The sequence below is a fragment of the Planotetraspora silvatica genome, from assembly GCF_016863315.1.
Taxonomy (GTDB): domain Bacteria; phylum Actinomycetota; class Actinomycetes; order Streptosporangiales; family Streptosporangiaceae; genus Planotetraspora; species Planotetraspora silvatica.
Genome location: NZ_BOOQ01000054.1, coordinates 1 through 19,168, shown reverse-complemented (window position 1 = coordinate 19,168; position 19,168 = coordinate 1). Strand labels below are relative to the sequence as shown.

Sequence of the window (19,168 nt, the reverse complement as noted above, 5' to 3'; positions counted from 1 at the left end):
TCCGCGGCCGAAGCCTACGATCATGAACGGTCGAGCCGCTGGACGAAATCACCAGAACTCCGGCACCTGCCATTGGACACACGTCGGACGCTGTCCTCCAGATACCAGAAATTCTTTGACGGCCCGACGCACAAGGTCGATGGGAATTTCGGAGCGATCCGGAAACTCGGTCGGGTTCCCAACGATGAAATAGGAAACCTCGCCCCGGCCTTCCGAAGAGCCGAGCGTCACCACATTGCCATCGTCCATGAACTCTAGGACGCCGACCTGGAGCTTTCGGTCGACCCCCACCAGGAGCTCGTGGTCAGGAAATCCGGAAGGCAACAGCGCTCGGTCCAAGGAATGCAGTTCAGCCATGTTGTGAAACGCCGGACCCGCGAGGAGAGAGTCGATCAGCGTGTCAACTTCCTCAGGAGTAGAGAGGACCGGCCGCTTCTCGGCATGCTCCTTCCGGTAATACGCCTCGGCTCGATACCGCATCAAGGTGCACCTCCGTGTTGCCGCGACTGTCAGCCACAGGGGGCATGTGCCTGTCCCCTGAGTCCCCGTGTCTTCCCCTGAACTCCGTACTGACTGGCACGTCGGGGGGCACGAGTTTGATCCCCGTGAACGTCACCCTGGCCTCCGTTGCTGAAGCTCTTGAAGCCATGCGCGCACCTGCTCGTCATCGTGCAGGTAGTCTCCGGCTGGCCCTGCCGGGAGATCGATGCCGGCCAAGAGGTTCAGCGCCCACCATTCCAGGGCTTCCCAGGCGAGATCACCATCGGCAACCCAGCGCATGGCCCACCGGTCCGCTTCGTCACGGCTCAGCCGTCCCTCAAGAATCGCGACGAAGCGCTCCTCGATCTCGTCGAGATCGGGCTGCTCGGTCATGTGCATGCGCCGACCGTACAGCGCAATGCGAAGGAGATTCTGCGCTACCGGCTGACGAGCGCACGCCACGAGAGATGCGGCATAGCTTCGTTTTACTGCTCTCCGACTCCGGCGTCCCCCTCGAAGACATCGCCCGCCTCGTCGGCCACAGCGGCACCGCCGTCACCGAAGCCGTCTACCGCAAACAGATCCGCCAGGTGCTGCTCGGCGGGACCGAATCCATGGACCAGATCTTCGCGTAATCAGGTCCCGTAGAACTGCCCGTAGACGCTGATCGCCCGATAGACGCACACCAAGACGATCAAGGTACAGGCAGCCTTGGAGACAAGGGGCCGCCTGCACAGGGCCACGGCCGCCGCCGCGAAGAGCACCGCCAGACTCACGCTGAAAAACGCGCCGAAGGCCTCGTCCTTGTCCAGGATGCCGGGAAAGGCCTCCGGATTATCCGCCTCCACCGTCGCAACAAAACTGCAGAGCACCCAGAAAGCAGCCACCGCGTAGAGCGCCGCCGCACCAATGGACCTCCCGATGGAGGCCGCTCGCGTCGCGGTCATCCCATGAGTCCTTCCGGAAGCCACACCGAGATCGGATCCGTTGTCACTCAGATAGACACTCAGCACATGAAAAAGGTGCCACGTGATCACGTGACACCCTATCCGACCAGCCAAAACCTGGTCGGGACGACAGGATTTGAACCTGCGACCCCTTGACCCCCAGTCGCGTTTTCCCGTTCAAATCAACTCAGGCAGGAACCGTCACCGTCCATTAGACTGCAGCTCAGAGGCATGATCACTGTGTCGCGCCGTACCAGAAGATGACACCTACTGACGTCGGGTCCGGTGACACATGGATGACACGGGACCAGGAGGTCGGGGATGGGCTTCTCGCGCAAGAGGACCGACAGCAAGGGCAAGGTGCGGTACATCGCCCTCTATCGCGATCTTCGCGGTGAGCAGCGCTCAGCCGGCACCTATGGAAGCAAGCGTGAGGCGGACAAGGCCTGGCAGAAGGCCGAGGCCAAGCTCGACGAGGGTCGGGCCGCAAATCCCGCTCGAGGCAAGCAGACCTTCCGCCGCTACGTCGAGGAGGAGTGGCTACCGCATCACGTGATGGAGGCCACGACGCGCGAGGGCTATACCTACTCGATCTACGCGCACATCATGGACCGGTTCGGACCGATGCGCATGGCGGAGATCCTGCCCAGCGACGTACGCGCCTGGGTGAAGGAGCAGCAGAATCGAAGACTCTCCCCCGCCACCATCAAGCTCAACAAGGCAATTCTCAGTGGAATCTTCACGACCGCCCTGAACGACCAGGTCACCGCGCTTCATCCGTGTAAGGGCGTAAAGACTCCTACGATGCCCAAGAAACCTCTGCGGATTGTGTCCCCGGAGGAATTCGACCGGCTCTACGTCGCGCTGCCGACTGAGCAGACGCGACTCCTGGCCGAAACCGCCATCGAGAGCGGCATGCGCTGGGGCGAGCTCATCGAACTCCGTGTCAAGGATCTCGAGTTGCTCAGCCGGATTGTCACGGTGAGTCGGACGGTCGTTGAGATCAACACCACGCACCACCCAGAGGGCAAGCGGTTCCTGATCAAGGAGTACCCGAAGGACAAGGAGTACCGCCGGTTCAGACTGAGTCCGCAGATCGTCGCGAAGCTCAAGGCATACATCGAGGAAACCAAGCTCGAGCGTGATGACCTGCTCTTCGTCTACCGGCGCGAGGAGCCCGCAGCACAACGACGAGCGCAGCCGACCGAGCACCTGGGCGTGACCGAACCGAACGCTGCCGGGCGCCGCTACAGGCACGGCACGCTCAGCGCCTACACCGCGGGCAAGTGCCGCTGCCAGCACTGCAAAAACGCCTACGCCACCTACCGCGCCGAGCGCCGAAGCTCTGGCAAGGACAACCCTCGCCCGCCCCGTCGCTGGGACACCGACGGCCACATCCCCCGCCGTTGGTTTCGCGACCAGGTTTGGCGGCCAGCCCTCGCCGCGTCAGGCCTGGAGTTCAAGGTCAAGATGCACGACCTCCGCCACGCCCACGCCTCCTGGCTCCTCGCTGGCGGCGCAGATCTCCAGGTCGTCAAGGAACGACTCGGCCACGGCAGCATCTCCACCACCGAGAAATACCTCCACACCCTCCCCGACGCCGACGACACCGCCCTCGACGCCCTGGCCCGAACCCGATCACGCTCTCGGCGGTAAGCCGCAAGGGCAGGGCCGACCAACGATTGAGAGCCAGAGTGCGCCCATTCCATTCGATGTCACGCGGCGATCGCACGTACTGCGTCGGACGATTCATCCGCGACTCCGCTGATTCTTATGCCGCGTTCCACCTGGTGCTGCAGGGACGTGCCACGACGCCATCAGCCCGCGATGAGCCCTTGGGACACCAACGCTTCGCCTATGCCGCGTCGGTCATCAGCGAGGGCAATCTCGCCTCAGCCAGCGTTTGATAGTCACCGGGCCGTGACGGCTCTGAACGCTGGAGCTCCGGATCCCGCGGCTCAAGCCATGTCTTGTACGGGCATCGCCCTCCCCGGCGAGCCCGCGTACGAGGCCGCGACGCGGGTTTTCAACCTGGTCGCACCGGCGGCGCCGGTCGCCTTGTCGCCTACGCGAGCCTCGTTTAAGGGCCGGACGACCGCCTGCCCCGAGTGAGCTGCCGAATCGAGCTCTGCCGCCCGGCAGGCCCTCCCAGTGTTGACCGCGCACGCCGCGTAGGTGAAGATCGACGGCGTCGCTCAGGTGAACGACCCTCTCGGGAGAGACCATGCCACCTGCGGAAGCCGGCGGTGGTACCGGTGGCACGGCCGCCCATCTGGCGTTGCGCGTCGCTCTGCGCCGGCTGCGCCGCCAGCGCGGGCTCTCGCAACGTGAGCTGGTCAGGCCGCTGCACCTGGCCTCGCACAGCGCGATCGCCGACTACGAGTCGGGCCGGCGGATGCCGCCGGCGGACATCGTCACCGCCTACGAGCGCTACTTCTCCCTGCAGCCGGGCGAACTGCTGCGCCTGCGCGAGCGGGCGGTGACGGAGCGCGCGGACGCCGAGGCCCGCGCCGCGCTGGCGGACGCCGACGCGGAGGGGCGGCCCGCTCGGGCCGGGGGCCGTGCCGAGCCGGAGGCCGTCCCCCGGTCCTCCGAGGCGACGCGCCCACCCGGGGGCGCGCGGCGCGGCGCCGTCCCCCGGCAGCTCCCGATCGGGACGACCCTGTTCACGGGCCGTGTCCGGGATCTCGCGCGGCTGGACGCGATGCTGGAGGAGACCTCGGCGCCCGCCGCCGCAGTGATCTCCGCCATCGGCGGCATGGCCGGCATCGGCAAGACCAGCCTCGCCGTTCACTGGGCGCACCGCGTCCGCGACCGGTTCCCCGACGGCGACCTGTACGCCGACCTGCGCGGCTACCACCCGACCGGCAGCCCGCTCGCCCCCGACGACGTGCTCGGCATGTTCCTCGGCGCGCTCGGCGTGGCCCGCGACCGGATGCCCGCGACGATGGAGGAGCAGGCCGCCCTCTACCGGACCCTGCTGGCCGACCGGTCCATGCTGGTGCTGCTCGACAATGCCCGCACCGTCGAGCAGGTGCGCCCGCTGCTGCCCGGCTCCGGCGGCTGCGTCGTGCTCGTCACCAGCCGCAGCCGGCTGGCCGGCCTGGCGGCGCGGGAGGGGGCGCACCGTATCGTGCTCGACCTGCTCACCGCCGAGGAGTCGGCGGAGCTGCTCGGCCGGAGCATCGGCAGGGCCCGCGTCGAGGCCGAGCCCCGGGCCGCCGCCGCCCTCGCCCAGCGCTGCGCCTACCACCCGCTCGCCCTGCGGGTCGCGGCCGAGCGGGTGGGCGCCCACGGCCGGCCCCTCGCCGACACGGTGTCCGAGCTGGAGGACCGGCGGGGGCGGCTCGACGTCCTGATCCCCGACGGAGACGAGACCTCCGCGGTGCGCGCGGTCTTCAGCTGGTCCTACGACGCGCTGCCGGACGCGGCGCGGGAGCTGTTCCGGCGGATCGGCCTGCACGACGGTCCGGACATCAGCGGCCCAGCCGCGGCAGCGCTGGCCGGCACCTCGGGCCGGCGCGCCGAGCAGCTCCTCGCCCTGCTCACCGGGGCGCACCTCCTCCAGGAAAGCGCTCCTCGTCGCTACCGGCCGCACGACCTGCTGCGCCTCTACGCCCGCGAGCGGGCGCTCGCCGAGGACACCGAGGACCTGCGCCGCGCCGCGACGCGCCGGCTAAGCGGCTGGTACCTGCACAGCGCCTGCGCCGCCCGCGTCGCCCTGAGCCCTGGCCTGCCTCCCATGCGCCCGGAGCCGGTCGAGCTCGCGGTCACCCCGATGTCGTTCGCCGGCCACGCCGAGGCGCTCGCCTGGTTCGAGGCCGAGCTGCCCAACCTCGTCGCGGCCACCGCGGCGGCCGAGTCGGCCGGCCTGTACCGCGTCGCGTGGCAGCTGCCGACCGCCCTGTACGGCTTCTTCGACCTGCGCAAGTACTACGCCGAGTGGGTAGGCACCCACGAGACGGCGCTGCGCTGCGCCCGCCACGTCGGCGACCGGGAGGCCGAGGGCCGCATCCTGTGCAACATCGGCAACGCCTACCTGCCGATGCACCGCCTCGACGACGCGCTCTCGGCCTACCACAAGTCGCTCGCCATCTTCCGGGAGGTCGGGTACCGGCAGGGGGAGGCGAAGGTGCTGGGCAACCTCGGCAGCACGTACGACCCGCTCGGCCGCTGGGACGAGGCCGCCGACGCCCACCGGCTGTCCCTCGCCATCTTCCGGGACATCGGTGACCGGTACGGCGAGGCCCTGACCGTGACGAACATGGGCGAGATGCACTTCCGGCAGCAGCGGTTCGCCGAGGCCGCCGAGCAGCACCGTGAGGCGCTGGCCATCTCCCGCGCCATCCCCGACCCGCACGGGGAGGGCCGGGCGGTGAGCAACCTGTGCGCCGCGCTGTCCCGGCTCGGAGAGTCCGACGACGCCCTGCGGTACGGAAGCGAGGCGCTGGCGCTGTTCCGTTCCCTCGGCGACCGCTACGAGGAGGCGGTGCTGCTGACCCGCCTCGGCGACGTCCACGAGGACATCGCCGGCCACGAGGCGGCGGACGAGTGCCGCCGCCTCGCGCTGGCGCTGTTCGAAGAGATCGGAGACGACCGCCAGGCCGCCCAGGTCCGGGACCTTCTCGGGGCGTGAACGCCCTTCGGCGGCCCATCCACTCCTGGCATCTCAGTTTGTCGTCGTGAAAGTGATGTCCTGTTGCTGCTGCTGTTGCGGAAGGGATTTTGCCAACTCATGCCAAGGGGGAATGACGACGGGCCCGATGAACGGCAGGTCGATCTTCGTCGGCTCCGTTTTATAACCCCAAACCGGTGGCCGTAGGAACGACTCCCAGCTCGTGGTGTTCGTGACGTGCATGCTCACCGTCAAGTTGTCCTGCGAACTTCTGGTGATCGTATATTCGTAGTCGAACGAGCCGAGGAAGGTCGGGTTGAGATCCGCCCCCAGAACAACGGGATCGAGCAGGTGCATAAGCTCCATCCCCATATTGATGATGTCCTTCACGTATATCCCCGTACCCTCCTTCCCGCCGAGCCCGAAGCTGTCGGATCCGCCGCAACTCTGGAAATTCGCTCCACTGGAAGCGGCGCAGTCCTTGATCTTCTTCTGGATGATTTCTTTCATTCTCGGGCTGTTCTTCAGGCTCTCGGCGAAAGGGTCGCCATCGGTGAAGTGATCAACGGTGTCGTGCGGGACGAACAGGAGTTGACCGAAGAGCTCAGACCACTGCTTGGGGTTGTGGCCCGGCGACGCGGGCGTACTGCTGATCCACTGCCAGCCCGAGCACAGCCAGTCGCACGGCGGCGGCGGGGTTTGTGATTGCGTGGGTGCGGGCGTCGAGCTGGGAGGGGGACTGCTCGTACCGGAGTCTCCGCCGCCGCCGCCGTCCTCCATGACGTAGCGCAGGCCGGACGGATCGCTGGCGGTGACCGGGCTGTTGGCCGCGTAGCCGTAGCCGATCATCTGGCCGGGGTCGGTGCCGTCGAAGACCGGGTCGGGCGAGATGAACCGTCCGCTGCCGGCGTCGTACTCCCGCGCGCCGAGGTGCACCAGGCCCGTCGGGTCGTTGACACCGCCGACGAAGCCGCGCTCGCCCGGCCAGGTCACCGGCGTGCCCCTGCTCTCGCCGAACGGCTTCTGCCGGCGCCGGGTGACCGGCTGAGTGGCGGTGGCCGCCACCGAGATCTGCGGGGTGCCCTGGTGGTCGGACATCAGCCAGCTCACTCCGCCGGAGGTGCGCTGGGCGACGGTGGCCGAGCCGAAGGTGTAGTAGCGGGTGGCCGAGGTCTGCCCGGCGCTGGTGGCCCGTACCTCCGTGCCGGGCAGGTACAGGGTGGATCCGGTGGCGTCGCGGCGGATGAGCCGTGCGCCGGTGGTGTCGTAGACGTAGCCGGACTTGTCACCGCCATCGGCCACCGAGGCGAGACGGTTCTCGGCGTCCCAGGTCAGCGTCTGGCCGGCGGTCCCACCGGGGCGCGTCAGCGTGTTCCCGGCCGTGTCGTAGGTGTACGCCGAGGTACGGCTGCCGGCCTGGCCGGCCGTGGTGGAGGAGGTCACGGCGTGCGGCCGGGCCGCCCCGGCCGCCGGGTAGGTGTAGGTGGTGGTCGTGTCCCCGGCGGCGGTGTGCTCGACCCTGCTGCCGCGGTTGCCGGCCGCGTCGTAGGTGTAGGACTGCCAGTAGGGCGCCGGGCCGCCCAGCCCGGCCGTCGACGGCGGGACCGAGCAGTTTCCGTCTCCCGGCGTCCACGCCTCGGCCAGCCGGCGCAGCCCTTCGTAGCCGAAGCACTGGGTGTCCGCGGTGCCGCCGGTCGGCGTGTCGGCGATGGCGGTGACGTCGCCGGCCGGGTTCCAGGCCAGGTGGAGGTCGGCGATCGTCGACGGCGCCGTCTCGCGCACGTCGAGGATGCGCGTGAGCCTGCGGGTCGCCTCGTCGTAGTACAGGCCGCTTTGGGCGATCGGGCCGCCGGTGGACATGGTGAGCACGGATGTCTCGCCGAGCCGGGTGTACTCGGCGGCGGTCACGTAGGTGTCGAGGCCGCCGAGCGTGGCGGGCTTCCCCTGGTAGGTGTAGGTGTAGCCGAGGACCTCCTGGGCCAGCCCACCGGCCGCCGGCAGGGTGGTGGTGGAGACGCTGCCGTCCGGCTTGTAGGTGGTGGCGAACTGGTAGATGCCCGCCAGGGCCCCTTCGCTCCCCGGGATCGTGATCTTCGTGCCGGTCGGCCGGTACCCGGCGTCGTAGCCGGTGACCGCGGAGACGTAGGCGTTGCCGCCGTCGTAGCGGGTCGACGAGGTGGCCTGCCCCTTGGCGAGGGTGTCGTAGGTCCACTCGGCCAGCTTCGTACCGCTGGTCGAGCCGTCGTACTCGGCGGTCTTGCGGCCCAGCGCGTCGTAGGTGTACGCGAGGGTGCGGCCGCGCCCGTCGGTCGTGCTCAGCAGGTGTCCCGCGTCGTCGTAGGCGGACGTCTGGGTGCCCCGGTCCGGGTCGGTCATCCTGGTCTGCCGGCCGCGCACGTCGTAGCCGTACGTCCAGGCGTTGCCTGCCTGGTCGGTGACGCTCGCCGGCGCGTTCTTCGGGGTGTAGGTGCTGACGATGGAGTCGTGGCCACCGGCCGGGACGGAGCCGTGGTAGCGGCGCTGCTCGACGGTACGGCCACGCCCGTCGGTGTAGGTGGCGGTCGCCACTCCACCCGCCGGTGGGGTGATGTCGGTGTGGTCACCGCCGTAGTAGGTGCTGGTGCGCCACTTCTCGGCGCCGAACGAGCGCAGCACCGACGCGGTCGGCCGGTCGGCGCCGTCGAACAGCGTCACGGTCTGCGCGGCGATCTGGTTGTCCCCCGCCGCCACGAACAGGGTGGTGCCGGGCGCGGTGTCGGTCACGTACGTGGCGTTCGTCTTGGCCGTGCGCCCCGCGGTGTCGTAAAAGGTGTCGGTGATGACGCTGCCGCCCGCCGGCCCCACCGCGGCGGACTGCGTCTGGCGGGCCCGCAGCAGCCCGTCGTAGAGGGTGTAGGTGGTGATGTACGCCCCGTTCGGGCCGAGCGTGTTGGTGGTGACGGCGGCCGGGCCGTCGGTGCGCACGAGGTAGCCGAAGGTGGTGTTGGCGGACTGCACGCCCTTGGCGCGTCCGGGCTTCCACACGCTGGTGGTTCGTCCGAGCGGATCGTAGCCGACGTCGGTACGCCTGCCGTTGGGATCGGTGACGCCTGTGGTGGCCCCCCACGCCGGTTCCAGATCGGTCGTGGTCACGAAGCCGAGCGGGTTGGTGACCGTCTGCCTGGTGACCGGCCCGCCCGTCGCCGGGGTGTACGCGGTCGCGGTGTGGTTACCGTCGGTGTCCCACACGTCGGTCACCCGCCCGTTCGCGTCGTACTGCGACCGCTGGGTCGTCACGTACGCCGTGGTGCCGTTCGACCAGTCCTTCAGCTCCTCGCTGAGGGTCACGTCACCCTTCGTGGGGGCGGCGCCGAACGCCTGCCCGTCGAAGGACATCCTGGTGTCGGCGACGACCTGGGCCGCGGAGGTGGGTGTCTTGCCGCAGCCGAGGGCGTACACCTGCTTCCGCGAGATCGCGGTCATCAGCCACGCGGCCGTGTTGCGCACGTAGGTGGTCGTCGTGCACTGGTCGTCGCCGGGGTCGGCCACGTCCCCCTGGTCGTCGACCTGGGTGGCCAGTCCGTAGGAGTCGTACGTCGTGGCGGTCCTGGTCTCGCGGAACCCGCGCCCGCCGTCGAGAGCGACCCGCTGCGAGCTGACGGCGGTGTTGACGTACCGGGCGGTGGTCGTGACGCCGTTCGCGGTGTGGGTGGCGGTGGGCGCGGACTGCCACATGTCGGTGAGGACCGAACTGACCTCCGCGCCGCCCGGCCCGTTGAAGGTGATCCGCTCGCGCGGCCGGCCGGAGAATGCCGCCGAGTCGGTGGCCGTGCCGCCGCGGGAGTCCGTGACGGTCGCCTTCCGGGTGCCGCTGGGCAGGTGGTCGCCGTCCATGCCGCGGAAGTAGTGGGTCTCGCCGTAGGACTGCTCGCCTGGGTCGCCCTTGGTGACGGCGACGGTCTCGTACCCCCGCCACTGTGACCAGGTCTTCTGCGAGGCCGGGATGAGACCGTCGTCGTCGGTGTAGTGCCAGGCGGGGCTGCCCTTGTAGGCGTAGGTGGTGCTCACCCGGGGTGCTCCGCCGGTGTGGTCGGTTTCGCTGACGACGGTGACGACGTACTTGTGGAAATAGTCGGTGACCGGGCTGGTGTACCCCTGCGGCGTCCAGACCACCGGGTAGCACCGCAGGGTGTTGGACTCCGGCGCCGACGGCATCCTGCTGCCCGCCACGCAGTCCTGCCCGGAGTACCCGACGGAGATCTCGCCGCCGGTCTCGGTGCGGATGGACGCGATCCGCCACCAGTTCATCGCAGGGGAGTGGTCGATGGTGTCGACCCGGTTGGGCATCTGCACGCCGGTGAAGGTGATGTCGGGGACCGAGGCGGTGCCGCCGACGAGTCCGGAGTGCCCGATCCCGGTCAGCCACAGCCCGGCCCGGGTGCTGTCACCGGGATCGGGGAAGCTGTGCTTCAGCGTCCACGACTCCACGTCGCGGTACGCCGTACCGCCCCACACCTGCGTCTTGACCGACGACAGCCGCTTGGTCGTCCAGAACGTCGGCCCGTACTGGGTGCAGGTCGTCCCCGTGCAGTTCTGGTCCCACGGCACGTCGGGCCAGCTCGCCGGGTGCGCCGAATCGCAGGTGGTGCCCGGCAGGCAGCGATCGGCGACGGTGAACAGCACCCGCGCCGGCGCCGTGCCGAACTCCGCAGAGGCGCGCGTGCCGTAGTCGATCTCGGTGAGGTAGCCGCCGCGGGTGTAGCCGGACACCTTGGTGGAGTCGAGGTCGCGGGCGTACTTGTTGGTCTCCGTGGAGTACCAGTAGGACAGCGAGTTGCCGTGGAGATCGACGACGTGGTCGAGGTTCCAGCGCCACGCCTGGGTGCACCACGAGGCGTCGAAGGTCGTCTGGTGGCACTGCTCGCCGGCGTGGTTGCCGAAGATGGGCACCGTCCAGGTCGAGTTGGTCTCCGGCTTGCCGGTGGACCAGCCGGGCAGCCGGTTGCGGCCGAAGAAGTACTGCGTGCCGTCGGCGGTGGTGACCTTCCAGTACTCGCCGTCGTTGTCGCCGTTCGAGCCGCCGGTCAGGTGCTCGACCTTCGAGCCGTCATCGTTCTTCGGATGCCATGCCCCGGTCGCGTCGTCCTTGATCAGTTCGGTGGTCTTGCCGCCCAGCGACATCGTGGCGTTGTCGGTCCCCCAGCACTGGTCGCCGGTCTTGGTGGTGTTGTTCGCGCCGCTGTCCATGTCGTCGGCGCAGCTCTTGTAGCGCCGCTCGACGTACCCCGACCCCATCTCGAATCCCTCGCCGATCCACGAGGGCTGGTTGTTGGAGGCGGCGTGCCGGCCATCCACGCTCTGGGACGAATAGGTCAGCGCGAGCTTCGGCGAGGGGCCGCCGAGCGACGGCGGCACGTGCAGCGGGTAGGACCAGGAGAAGTCGCCGGACGAGCCGCCCGCCTCCCAGGAGCCCGACGGCGACAGCGAGGTGGCCGCGAAGCTACCGGTGCTGCCGGAGGCGCCGGCGGTGACCGCGAGCAACGTGCCCGCCCCGGCCGCCGCGGGCACGACCGCCCCGACCGTGCTCGCGTTGTTGCGTGACGCCAGCGGGCTGCCCTGGCAGCCGTGACCGGCCGGATCGGTCAGCGCGCACTCCGGGAGGGTCTCGATGTGCAACCGTTGCCCCCAGTCGGCGCCGAAAGCGGTGCGGAACCCGCTGTAGTCGACCTCGACGTACACCTGGCCGGGTGCCGCCACGCCGTCGGCCCTGGCCACCCGCAGCAGCAGGGCGTCGGGACGGGCGACCGAGGTCTGACGGTGGTCGAGCACCCGCACCGACACCTTCCCCGGCGCGCTGCCCGGCGCGGAAGCCGCGGCCGGAGGGCCCGCCGGGCCGATGCGGGTGGCGCCGGAGCCCGTGGTGATCACATTTGGGACGGCGGTGGTGGCCGGGCTCACCACCACCGGCAGCGTGCCCGCGCGGACCCGGTCCGGGGCGGCCACGCGCGGTTGTGCCGCGCCGGACGCGGACACGCCGCCGCTCGCCGGTCCGAGGTCGGCCACGGCGATGTCCGCCGCGGGCCAGGTGGGCGTGGCGGGCGTCCCTCGCAGCGCCTTCGCGGCGGCCTGGTCGGCCCCGTACGCCCGCACCGTGCCCGCGGCGCCGGTGACGACGCGCTCGTCCTGCACGGTCAACCGGTGGAAGGGATCGGTCTGCTCGGCCAGCGCCGGGGGCTCCCCCAGCATGGCCAGCAGCACGCCGGCCACGCCGGCGAAGGTCATCAGGCGGGTCAGGGCCGGGCGCCGGCGTATCGGCGCGCGCCGCAGGTACATGGACGGACCTCCCGGGAGGGCTGCACGGATATCGTCGGCGGGGAGCCGGTTACTGGTTGAAGAGGTCGACGATCTGGCCGTCCTGGAGCGCGCCGAGGTAGACGCGCACGTGGTCGATGTCCCCGGTCCAGGGGTCGACGGTGCCGCCGTTGTAGCGGGCGCGGCCGATGGTCACCGGGCCGGTGGCGTTGAAGGGGGCCACCCCGGTCTTGGTGCCGACGAGCTGGCCGTTGACGTACAGCCGCCCCTCACTCTTGCCGGCGTCGTACACGCCGACCAGGTGGGTCCAGGTGTTCAGGGTGGGTGGCGACGACGAGGTGACATAGGTGATGGTGGGGCCGTCGATGTCCTGGGCGTGCAGCGTGAACGACCACCGCTTGTCCGTGTTGTCGTACTGCAGGAAGAACGCGCAGGTGCGGGTGCCCTGCTGGCAGACGGCGGTGTGGTAGGCGTTGGTGTCGGACAGGCGCACCCAGGCCGACACCGTGAAGCTCTGGTCGGTGAGGACCACCGGCCCGGAGGCGGTCAGGACGCCGGTGCCGTCCAGGTGCGCGGAACCTGTGCTGTTGTGGCCTCCGGCGGGGTCGAACGTGACGCCGCCGCTCGCCGTGACGGGGTGGTTCCGCCCGGAGGAGTCACTGCCGTCGGCGGACAGGTCCCAGGCGGCCGCGAGCATCGGCGTGCCGGCGATGGCCTGGATCTCGTCGGGGTAGACCAGCCGGTCCCACACCCGGACGTCGGCGATATCTCCGGGGAAGTAGCTGATCACGTTCCCGTCGAACTTCTCGGCGCCGATGAGCAGACGCCCGCCGGCGTTCCACGAGATGTGGGTGCTCGCGGTGCCGGCCTTCTGGCCGTTCACGTAGAGGGTGAGTGTGCCGGTGCCGGAGTCGTAGGTGCCGGCGAGGTGGGTCCAGGTCCCGACGCGCGGCGCGTCCGCCGCCGTGGCACGGGTGGCCGGAGGGTTGGTGGTGTCGCTGTTCTGCGTGCCGATCGCCCAGTGCCCCGAACCCCGGTCGAACTGCAGAATCATCCCGCTCGCCGTGGTGCCCTCCTGGGACACCACCGTCGCCCACCCCGCGGTGGAGGTGAGACGCACCCACGCGGAGACCGCGAAGCTGGCGCTGGTGTCGGCCACCACGGGCCCGCCGGTCGCCGCGTACCCGGTGGACCCGTTCAGGGAGATCGCCGAGCCCGGCGCCATCGTCCTGTCGGAGGTCCAGGAAACGCCACCCGTCACGGTCGCCGCGTGGCCATGGCCGGAAGCGTCGCCGAGAGTCGAGCCGCTGCCCTCGTTCGTCTTCCACACCCCTTCGGGGGCACTACCGCCGGCGGCGTAGAAGACGTACACGTGCATCGGCGACAGGTTGCCGGCCCGGTCCACCGACCGTACGTAGAGCGAGTTGATGCCCCTCGCGGCGGGCGTGGCGGTGATTGTGGCGCCGCCGCCCATGGCGGAGGCGGCGACTTCCGTGGTCGGCGGATCGGCCCAGCCGTATCGGTAGGCGACCACGTCGGAGATGCCGCTCGCGTCCAGACTGAACGTTCCGGGCGTCCCCTGGCCGCCGTGGAAGTTGCCGTCGTCCGGGTAGTCCGTGGAGGTGACCGTCGGCTGCGCGGACGGTGGGACGGTGTCGACGTTGAAGGCACACTGGCCGGACAGGCCCGAGGTGTCGGTGCCGTCACCGGCCTTCGCTTGCCAGTAGTAGGAGCCGCCGTTGGCGAGCTTCCCGGCCGGCACCGGAGCGATGGCGCGGCTGCCCGAGGCGACGTTGGACTGCACGACCTTGCTGGTCTCGGAGACGGCGGCGCCGCTCGCCGCCCAGTACATGCTGACGCTGAGCATCTGGCCGGCGTCGGGGTCGGACACGGCGGCACTCATGGTCGGGGTCAGCGACCCGACCCAGGTGCCGGTGCCGCAACTCTTACCATCGATGGTCAGCCCGCTCGGCACCGCGGGAACCGAGTTGTAGTCGATGGCGATCGAGGCGTCGGTGTCGAACCGCTTCCACCCGGAGTAGTTGGTCTCGTCGGCCGCCCGCAGGCCCAGCGTCATGTCCGCCCACTTGGCGGCCGCGGCGTCGTGCACGAGGCCGGTCAGGTCGAACTCCACCGAGCCGTCACCGCAACCGTAGGCCTCGTTGCCCTTGGCGACGTTCGCCTCGGCCACCTTCCGGTTCCAGCTCGGCTCGTTGTACCAGGTCGTCCCCGAACCGATGGCGCCCGCCCACCACAACTGCACGACACTCGCACTGCACGAGTACGTCCATTTCTCGGTGATCCGGAACGTCGCCTTCAAGATATGCTTGCCGTTGACCGCCGAGGTGTTCATGCGGAAGAACGACCGCGCCCTCGTCTTGTACCACGGGTCCAGCCCGACCATCACCTTGCCGTTGGGGTCGTCGGCGAGGTTCGCGCCGTTCCAGAACGAGGTGGACGGGCTCTGTTCCAAGGTGCTGGTCCAGGCGAGCCTGCCGGCGTTGTAGGACGGATCGATCGTGACGGGGAACCGCGTGCCGGGATCCGCCAGCATGGCCTGGTCGGGGCGCAGCAGCATCACCCCGTCCCGCAGGGTGACCCCGACCGGGGCCTGCGCCGGCGACGAGCCCGCACCGGTGCCCGCGTCCCACATGCGTGCCGGCGGGGAGCCGAACACCGTCCGGCCACGGGCGTCGCGTGCGACCAGGCCGCCGTCTGGCTGCACCGACATGGAGGCGCCGGTCAGCCGGAACCCGAACCGGATCTCGCGAAACGCCGGGTTGGCCGCCGCCGCGCGCGAGCGGACGACCAGCCGCTCGGCGAACCCGGTGTCGTCGGCCGCCATCACCAGATCCACGCCGGGCAGCACCTGCCGGTAGGTCGCGACGGCGCCGTTGAGCATCGGCGCGGGCAACGGCCCCGGCCAGGTCAGGGTGAGCTTCCACCCGTCGCCGCCCATCGTGGCCAGCGGCTGCGACCCGCCTGAGGAGAATGCCACCTGGGATGTAGTGGCGACGGTCGTCACCGAGCCGTCCGCGGCGCGCCGCAGCGTCGGGTCGACGGGCACCCAGCCACCGCTCCGGCGCACCCGGATCGGGTGGCCGAACTCCTCGGCGGTCAGCGTTCCATCCGGGTTCGCGTACACCGAACCGGTGGCCGAGCGGGCCCCAGCCACCTCGACGCGCCGATGCGTGGCGCGGGCGCGGGCGAGGGCGGACGGCTCGTCCCGGGGTTCGGCCGCATCCGCACCCGGCGCCGCCGCGCCCCCGTTGGACGCGGAAGGCCGCGAGGGTAGTGGCCCCGGGCCCGTTCGCGCGGACGCCGGGTCCCCGGTGACGAGGACGAGGCTGAGGGACAGAAATATGATCGACATTCGTCGAAGCAGGCGCGGTACGCGCATCCTTGCCTCCGGGGTTAACCTGCGTTCAGCAAGCGACATCGCATCAGGGCGACCGCAAACGATCAACGGATGCGAAGACTCCGCGACCAGATGCCGACCACCACGCGACCGCCGCGGCCTCGTTGCGATGAGCGGGTGTCCCTTCGAGACGTTGACATGACACCCCGGTCCCGGAGCGGCTTGCGCCCGCGCGCAGCCGCAGGTCACCGAGAGCAGCCCTGAATCACCGTTCACGGAATATGTACGGGATGATCTTGGGGACTATCCGCCAGATCGAGTGCCCACTTCAGCAGCCATCAGCCTGCATCTTGCCGGAATGCGATCGATTGCGTCCCCGTGGTGTGGCGGGACAAGACCGCTCAGGAGCCGCGGCTGTGGGACCTCGCGTGATGGTCCACGAGGCGGGTGAGCAGCTCGGTGAACTGGTCGTGTTCCCGCCGGGCGAGAGGCGCGAGCACCTCGTCCTCGATGGCTGCGAGCAGCTTGTCGAGCCTCTGCAGTTGGCTGCGGCCCTGCTGGGTCATCGTGATGACGTTGCGGCGGCGGGCGGCGGGGTCGTGCGCGTGTTCCACTAGGCCGCGATCGGCTAGCTCGTTGATGACGGCGACCACGTCGCTGCGGTAGATGCCGGTACGGCGGCTCAGCTCCGCCTGGCTTGCCGAGCCGGACTCCTCCAACGTCGCGAGCACGGCGTAATGCCTGTGGGTGCCGAATATCGTGTCACAGGGTTTGATCTGGGGCTTTGCTGTGCTCAGCAGCTCGGCTCCGGCAGGATCGCGGGATGGCTCTGCGGCTGCTGTACTTGATCGCCTTGCGGGTGTTCGGCTGGATCGCGCTGCTCGCCCGATCGCAGACATCGAAAGACGCGGAGATCCTGGCATTGCGGCATCAACTCGCTGTGCTCCGCCGCCAGGTCGCCACTCCTCGGTCATCGTGGGCGGACCGGGCGATCCTTTCCGCGCTGACGCGACTACTCCCCCAAAGCCGCCGCCGGCACCTGTTCGTCACACCACGGACACTCCTGCGCTGGCACGCAGAGCTGGTGAAGCGACGCTGGACATTCCCCAAGCGCGGGCCGGGACGACCACCGACGCGGCCCACGATCCGGGCCTTGGTGCTTCGGTTGGCCGCCGAGAACCCGACCTGGGGATACCAGCGCATCGCCGGACAGATCGCCAGCCTGGGCCGGAAGGTCTCCCCGGCCACCGTGTGGACGATCGTGAAGAAGGCCGGCTTCGATCCAGCACCCCGGCGCAGCGGCCCGACCTGGGCCCAGTTCCTCAAGGCCCAGGCATCCGGGTTCTTGGCCTGCGACTTCTTTCATGTCGAGACGATCACGCTCGCGCGACTGTACTGCTTCGCCGTGGTCGAGCATGCCGCCCGGCGGGTCCATGTGCTGGGTGTCACGGCAAACCCGACCGCCGCCTGGGTGACCCAGCAAGCCCGCAACCTCATGCTCGACCTAGGCGATCGGACCGGCGACTTCCGATTCTTGATCAGAGACCGAGACAGCAAGTTCACTGCACTGTTCGACGAGGTGTTCACAGCCGAGGGCATCCGCGTGGTGCTCACTGCACCGCAGGCTCCACGGATGAACGCGATCATGGAACGATGGGTGGGCAGCGTACACCGCGAACTTCTCGACCGGATTCTCATCATGAACGAACGCCATATGCGGACCGTCCTCGCCGAGTACGAGACCTATTTCAACGAGCATCGTCCCCACCGGGCCCTGAATCAGGCCAGCCCGCTCCGAGCGCTACCCGATCCCGCTGATGCCGAGATCAAGGTCATCCGACTAGACCGGCTCGGCGGACTCCTCCACGAATACACCCAGGTCGCATGAGGTGACACAGTATTTGGCACCCTGTGACGCTCGAAAACTCGGCCAGGGTTTTGACCTGGAGGTTCGCTTGCGGGCGGCTGCTGTGGCTGGGATCCTCCCGGGATGCCTCTCACGTGGCTTACATGATCGTCAGGTTCATGCTCGCTGCGGTGGTGGTTGTGGTTCGCGGTGATGTGTCCAAGGACGTCGATTTGCTTGTTCTTCGCCATGAGAACGCGGTGCTGCGCCGCCAGATCAAACGCGCGCGGTACGAACCTGCTGACCGGATGTGGCTGGCCGCGCTGGCCCGGATGATCCCCAGGCGCCGTTGGGCTCAGGTGTTCGGTGTCACCCCGGACACCCTGTTGCGATGGCACCGCCGATTGGCCGCCCGTAGGTGGACCTATCCGTCCCGTGCGCGTGCGGGACGGCCGCAGACCAGGGCATCGATCACGAGGTTGGTGGTGGCGATGGCCAGGAGAATCCTGGGTGGGGACACCGGCGGATCCAGGGCGAACTCGCTCGGCTGGGCCACAAGATCGCCCATTCGACCGTGTGGGAGATCTTGAAGAAGGCCGGCATCGATTCCGCGCCCCGGCGGCACGGCCCGACCTGGGGTGAGTTTCTGTCCGCCCAGGCCCACCGGATCATCTCCTGCGATTTCCTGCACGTCGATACGGTGCTGCTGCAACGCCTGTATGTCCTGGTCTTCATGGAGCACCGAACCAGGAGGCTGCACGTCGCCGGAGTAACGGCGACTCCGACAGGTCCGTGGGTGGCTCAGCAGGCACGCAACCTGGCCATTGACCTGGGCGCCAGGATGGACACGTTGCGGTTCGTGATCCGTGACAGGGATGCCAAGTACACGCAGGCGTTCGATGCCGTCTTCCACGCCGAGGACGTGCGGGTCATCCTCGCCCCGCCGCGAGCGCCCAGGGCGAACGCGATCTGCGAACGCTTGGTGGGAACGCTACGGCGCGAGCTCCTGGATCGAATCTTGATACTGGGAACAGGCCATCTCCGACGAGTTCTCGCCGAGTACGCCGTCCATTACAACGCACATCGCCCCCACCAGGCCCTGAACCAGCGGCATCCAGACTCAGACCCGACGAAGCCCACGCCCATCGTCGACCTGACCGACCGGCGGATCAAACGAAGACCTGTACTCGGCGGCCTCATCAACGAGTACGAGGCCGCATAGGTCAACCGGCAAACTCCCAGGTCAAGGACCCGACCCTAATTTCGAGCGGCACAGGAAAGTCGACTTCACCCACTACCGGCTCGCCGACGGCACCGACACCGACACCGAAATCCTCACCTGGCTGGACGACTACTCCCGCTACGCCCTGCACGTCAGTGCCTGGCCCCGCATCACCGGCCCCATCGTGCGAGGTGCGCGCGCAGCTGGCCGAGCTGCGCGCCTACGTCGAAGGCGAAGCACACGGCCGGGTCCACGTCGAGTGTTCCGACGTCGGCCACCCCGGCGTCGGGGTGGAGGCGCTGCTCGGGGTGATGAGCACCACCGCACGAGTCCCCCACCAGGCCTCCTCGTCCGCTCGTGAGGCACCGGGCGGGCGCATGCGTGTCTCGCACGCGTCAGGGGTCTGGGT

General features: G+C 69.1%; 13 protein-coding genes. 6 read left to right on the top strand and 7 right to left on the bottom strand.

Translation table 11 applies throughout. The features are described 5' to 3' along the window. Positions 1–48 precede the first annotated feature (48 nt). Positions 49–480 (bottom strand): Imm1 family immunity protein, encoded by a 432-nt coding sequence (locus tag Psi02_RS34735; RefSeq protein ID WP_203980102.1) that lies wholly within the window; start codon positions 478–480, stop codon positions 49–51. A 132-nt stretch (positions 481–612) separates the two neighbouring features. After that, positions 613–879, bottom strand: coding sequence for a YxzC family protein (locus Psi02_RS34730; protein WP_203980101.1), 267 nt, complete (start codon positions 877–879; stop codon positions 613–615). Positions 880–947: 68 nt separating this feature from the next. On the opposite strand from Psi02_RS34730, the gene Psi02_RS34725 reads away from it, so the two are divergent. Further along, positions 948–1,115: a site-specific integrase gene (locus Psi02_RS34725; RefSeq protein WP_203980100.1), complete on the top strand. Its 168-nt coding sequence runs from the start codon at positions 948–950 to the stop codon at positions 1,113–1,115. Here the strand turns inward: Psi02_RS34725 and Psi02_RS34720 are convergent, their stop codons facing one another. Continuing rightward, positions 1,116–1,427 (bottom strand): hypothetical protein, encoded by a 312-nt coding sequence (locus tag Psi02_RS34720; protein WP_203980099.1) that lies wholly within the window; start codon positions 1,425–1,427, stop codon positions 1,116–1,118. A gap of 321 nt (positions 1,428–1,748) precedes the next feature. Here Psi02_RS34720 and Psi02_RS34710 point away from each other — a divergent pair, with 321 nt between their 5' ends. Both Psi02_RS34710 and Psi02_RS34705 read left to right on the top strand, forming a co-directional pair. Next, positions 1,749–3,083 carry a tyrosine-type recombinase/integrase gene (locus tag Psi02_RS34710; protein WP_203980098.1) on the top strand — a complete coding sequence of 445 codons (1,335 nt, stop codon included), beginning with the start codon at positions 1,749–1,751 and terminating at the stop codon, positions 3,081–3,083. 568 nt (positions 3,084–3,651) lie between these two features. Continuing rightward, the gene (locus tag Psi02_RS34705) at positions 3,652–6,063 is read left to right on the top strand and encodes an ATP-binding protein (protein WP_203980097.1); all 2,412 of its coding nucleotides are present in this window, start codon (positions 3,652–3,654) and stop codon (positions 6,061–6,063) included. 33 nt (positions 6,064–6,096) lie between these two features. Here the strand turns inward: Psi02_RS34705 and Psi02_RS34700 are convergent, their stop codons facing one another. From Psi02_RS34700 to Psi02_RS40460, 3 genes are all read right to left on the bottom strand, one after another. After that, entirely contained in the window at positions 6,097–12,354 is a 6,258-nt protein-coding gene (locus tag Psi02_RS34700; protein ID WP_203980096.1) for an RHS repeat-associated core domain-containing protein, read from the bottom strand. A 49-nt stretch (positions 12,355–12,403) separates the two neighbouring features. Beyond that, positions 12,404–15,706, bottom strand: a complete 3,303-nt coding sequence (locus tag Psi02_RS34695; protein ID WP_203980095.1) for a LamG-like jellyroll fold domain-containing protein — start codon at positions 15,704–15,706, stop codon at positions 12,404–12,406. Between the two features lie 386 nt (positions 15,707–16,092). After that, complete coding sequence (locus tag Psi02_RS40460) at positions 16,093–16,590, bottom strand: MarR family winged helix-turn-helix transcriptional regulator (RefSeq protein ID WP_275415323.1); 498 nt, start codon at positions 16,588–16,590, stop codon at positions 16,093–16,095. 266 nt (positions 16,591–16,856) lie between these two features. On the opposite strand from Psi02_RS40460, the gene Psi02_RS34685 reads away from it, so the two are divergent. Next, positions 16,857–17,579 (top strand): integrase core domain-containing protein, encoded by a 723-nt coding sequence (locus Psi02_RS34685; protein ID WP_203980094.1) that lies wholly within the window; start codon positions 16,857–16,859, stop codon positions 17,577–17,579. Between the two features lie 382 nt (positions 17,580–17,961). On the opposite strand, the gene Psi02_RS34680 is transcribed toward Psi02_RS34685, so the two are convergent. Beyond that, positions 17,962–18,105 carry a hypothetical protein gene (locus Psi02_RS34680; protein WP_203980093.1) on the bottom strand — a complete coding sequence of 48 codons (144 nt, stop codon included), beginning with the start codon at positions 18,103–18,105 and terminating at the stop codon, positions 17,962–17,964. 18 nt (positions 18,106–18,123) lie between these two features. Here Psi02_RS34680 and Psi02_RS34675 point away from each other — a divergent pair, with 18 nt between their 5' ends. Both Psi02_RS34675 and Psi02_RS34670 read left to right on the top strand, forming a co-directional pair. Further along, on the top strand, positions 18,124–18,759 hold the full coding sequence (locus Psi02_RS34675) for an integrase core domain-containing protein (RefSeq protein WP_203980092.1): 636 nt from the start codon (positions 18,124–18,126) through the stop codon (positions 18,757–18,759). Positions 18,760–18,950: 191 nt separating this feature from the next. Next, the coding region (locus tag Psi02_RS34670) for a hypothetical protein (RefSeq protein ID WP_203980091.1) at positions 18,951–19,168 on the top strand (218 nt) is incomplete at its 3' end.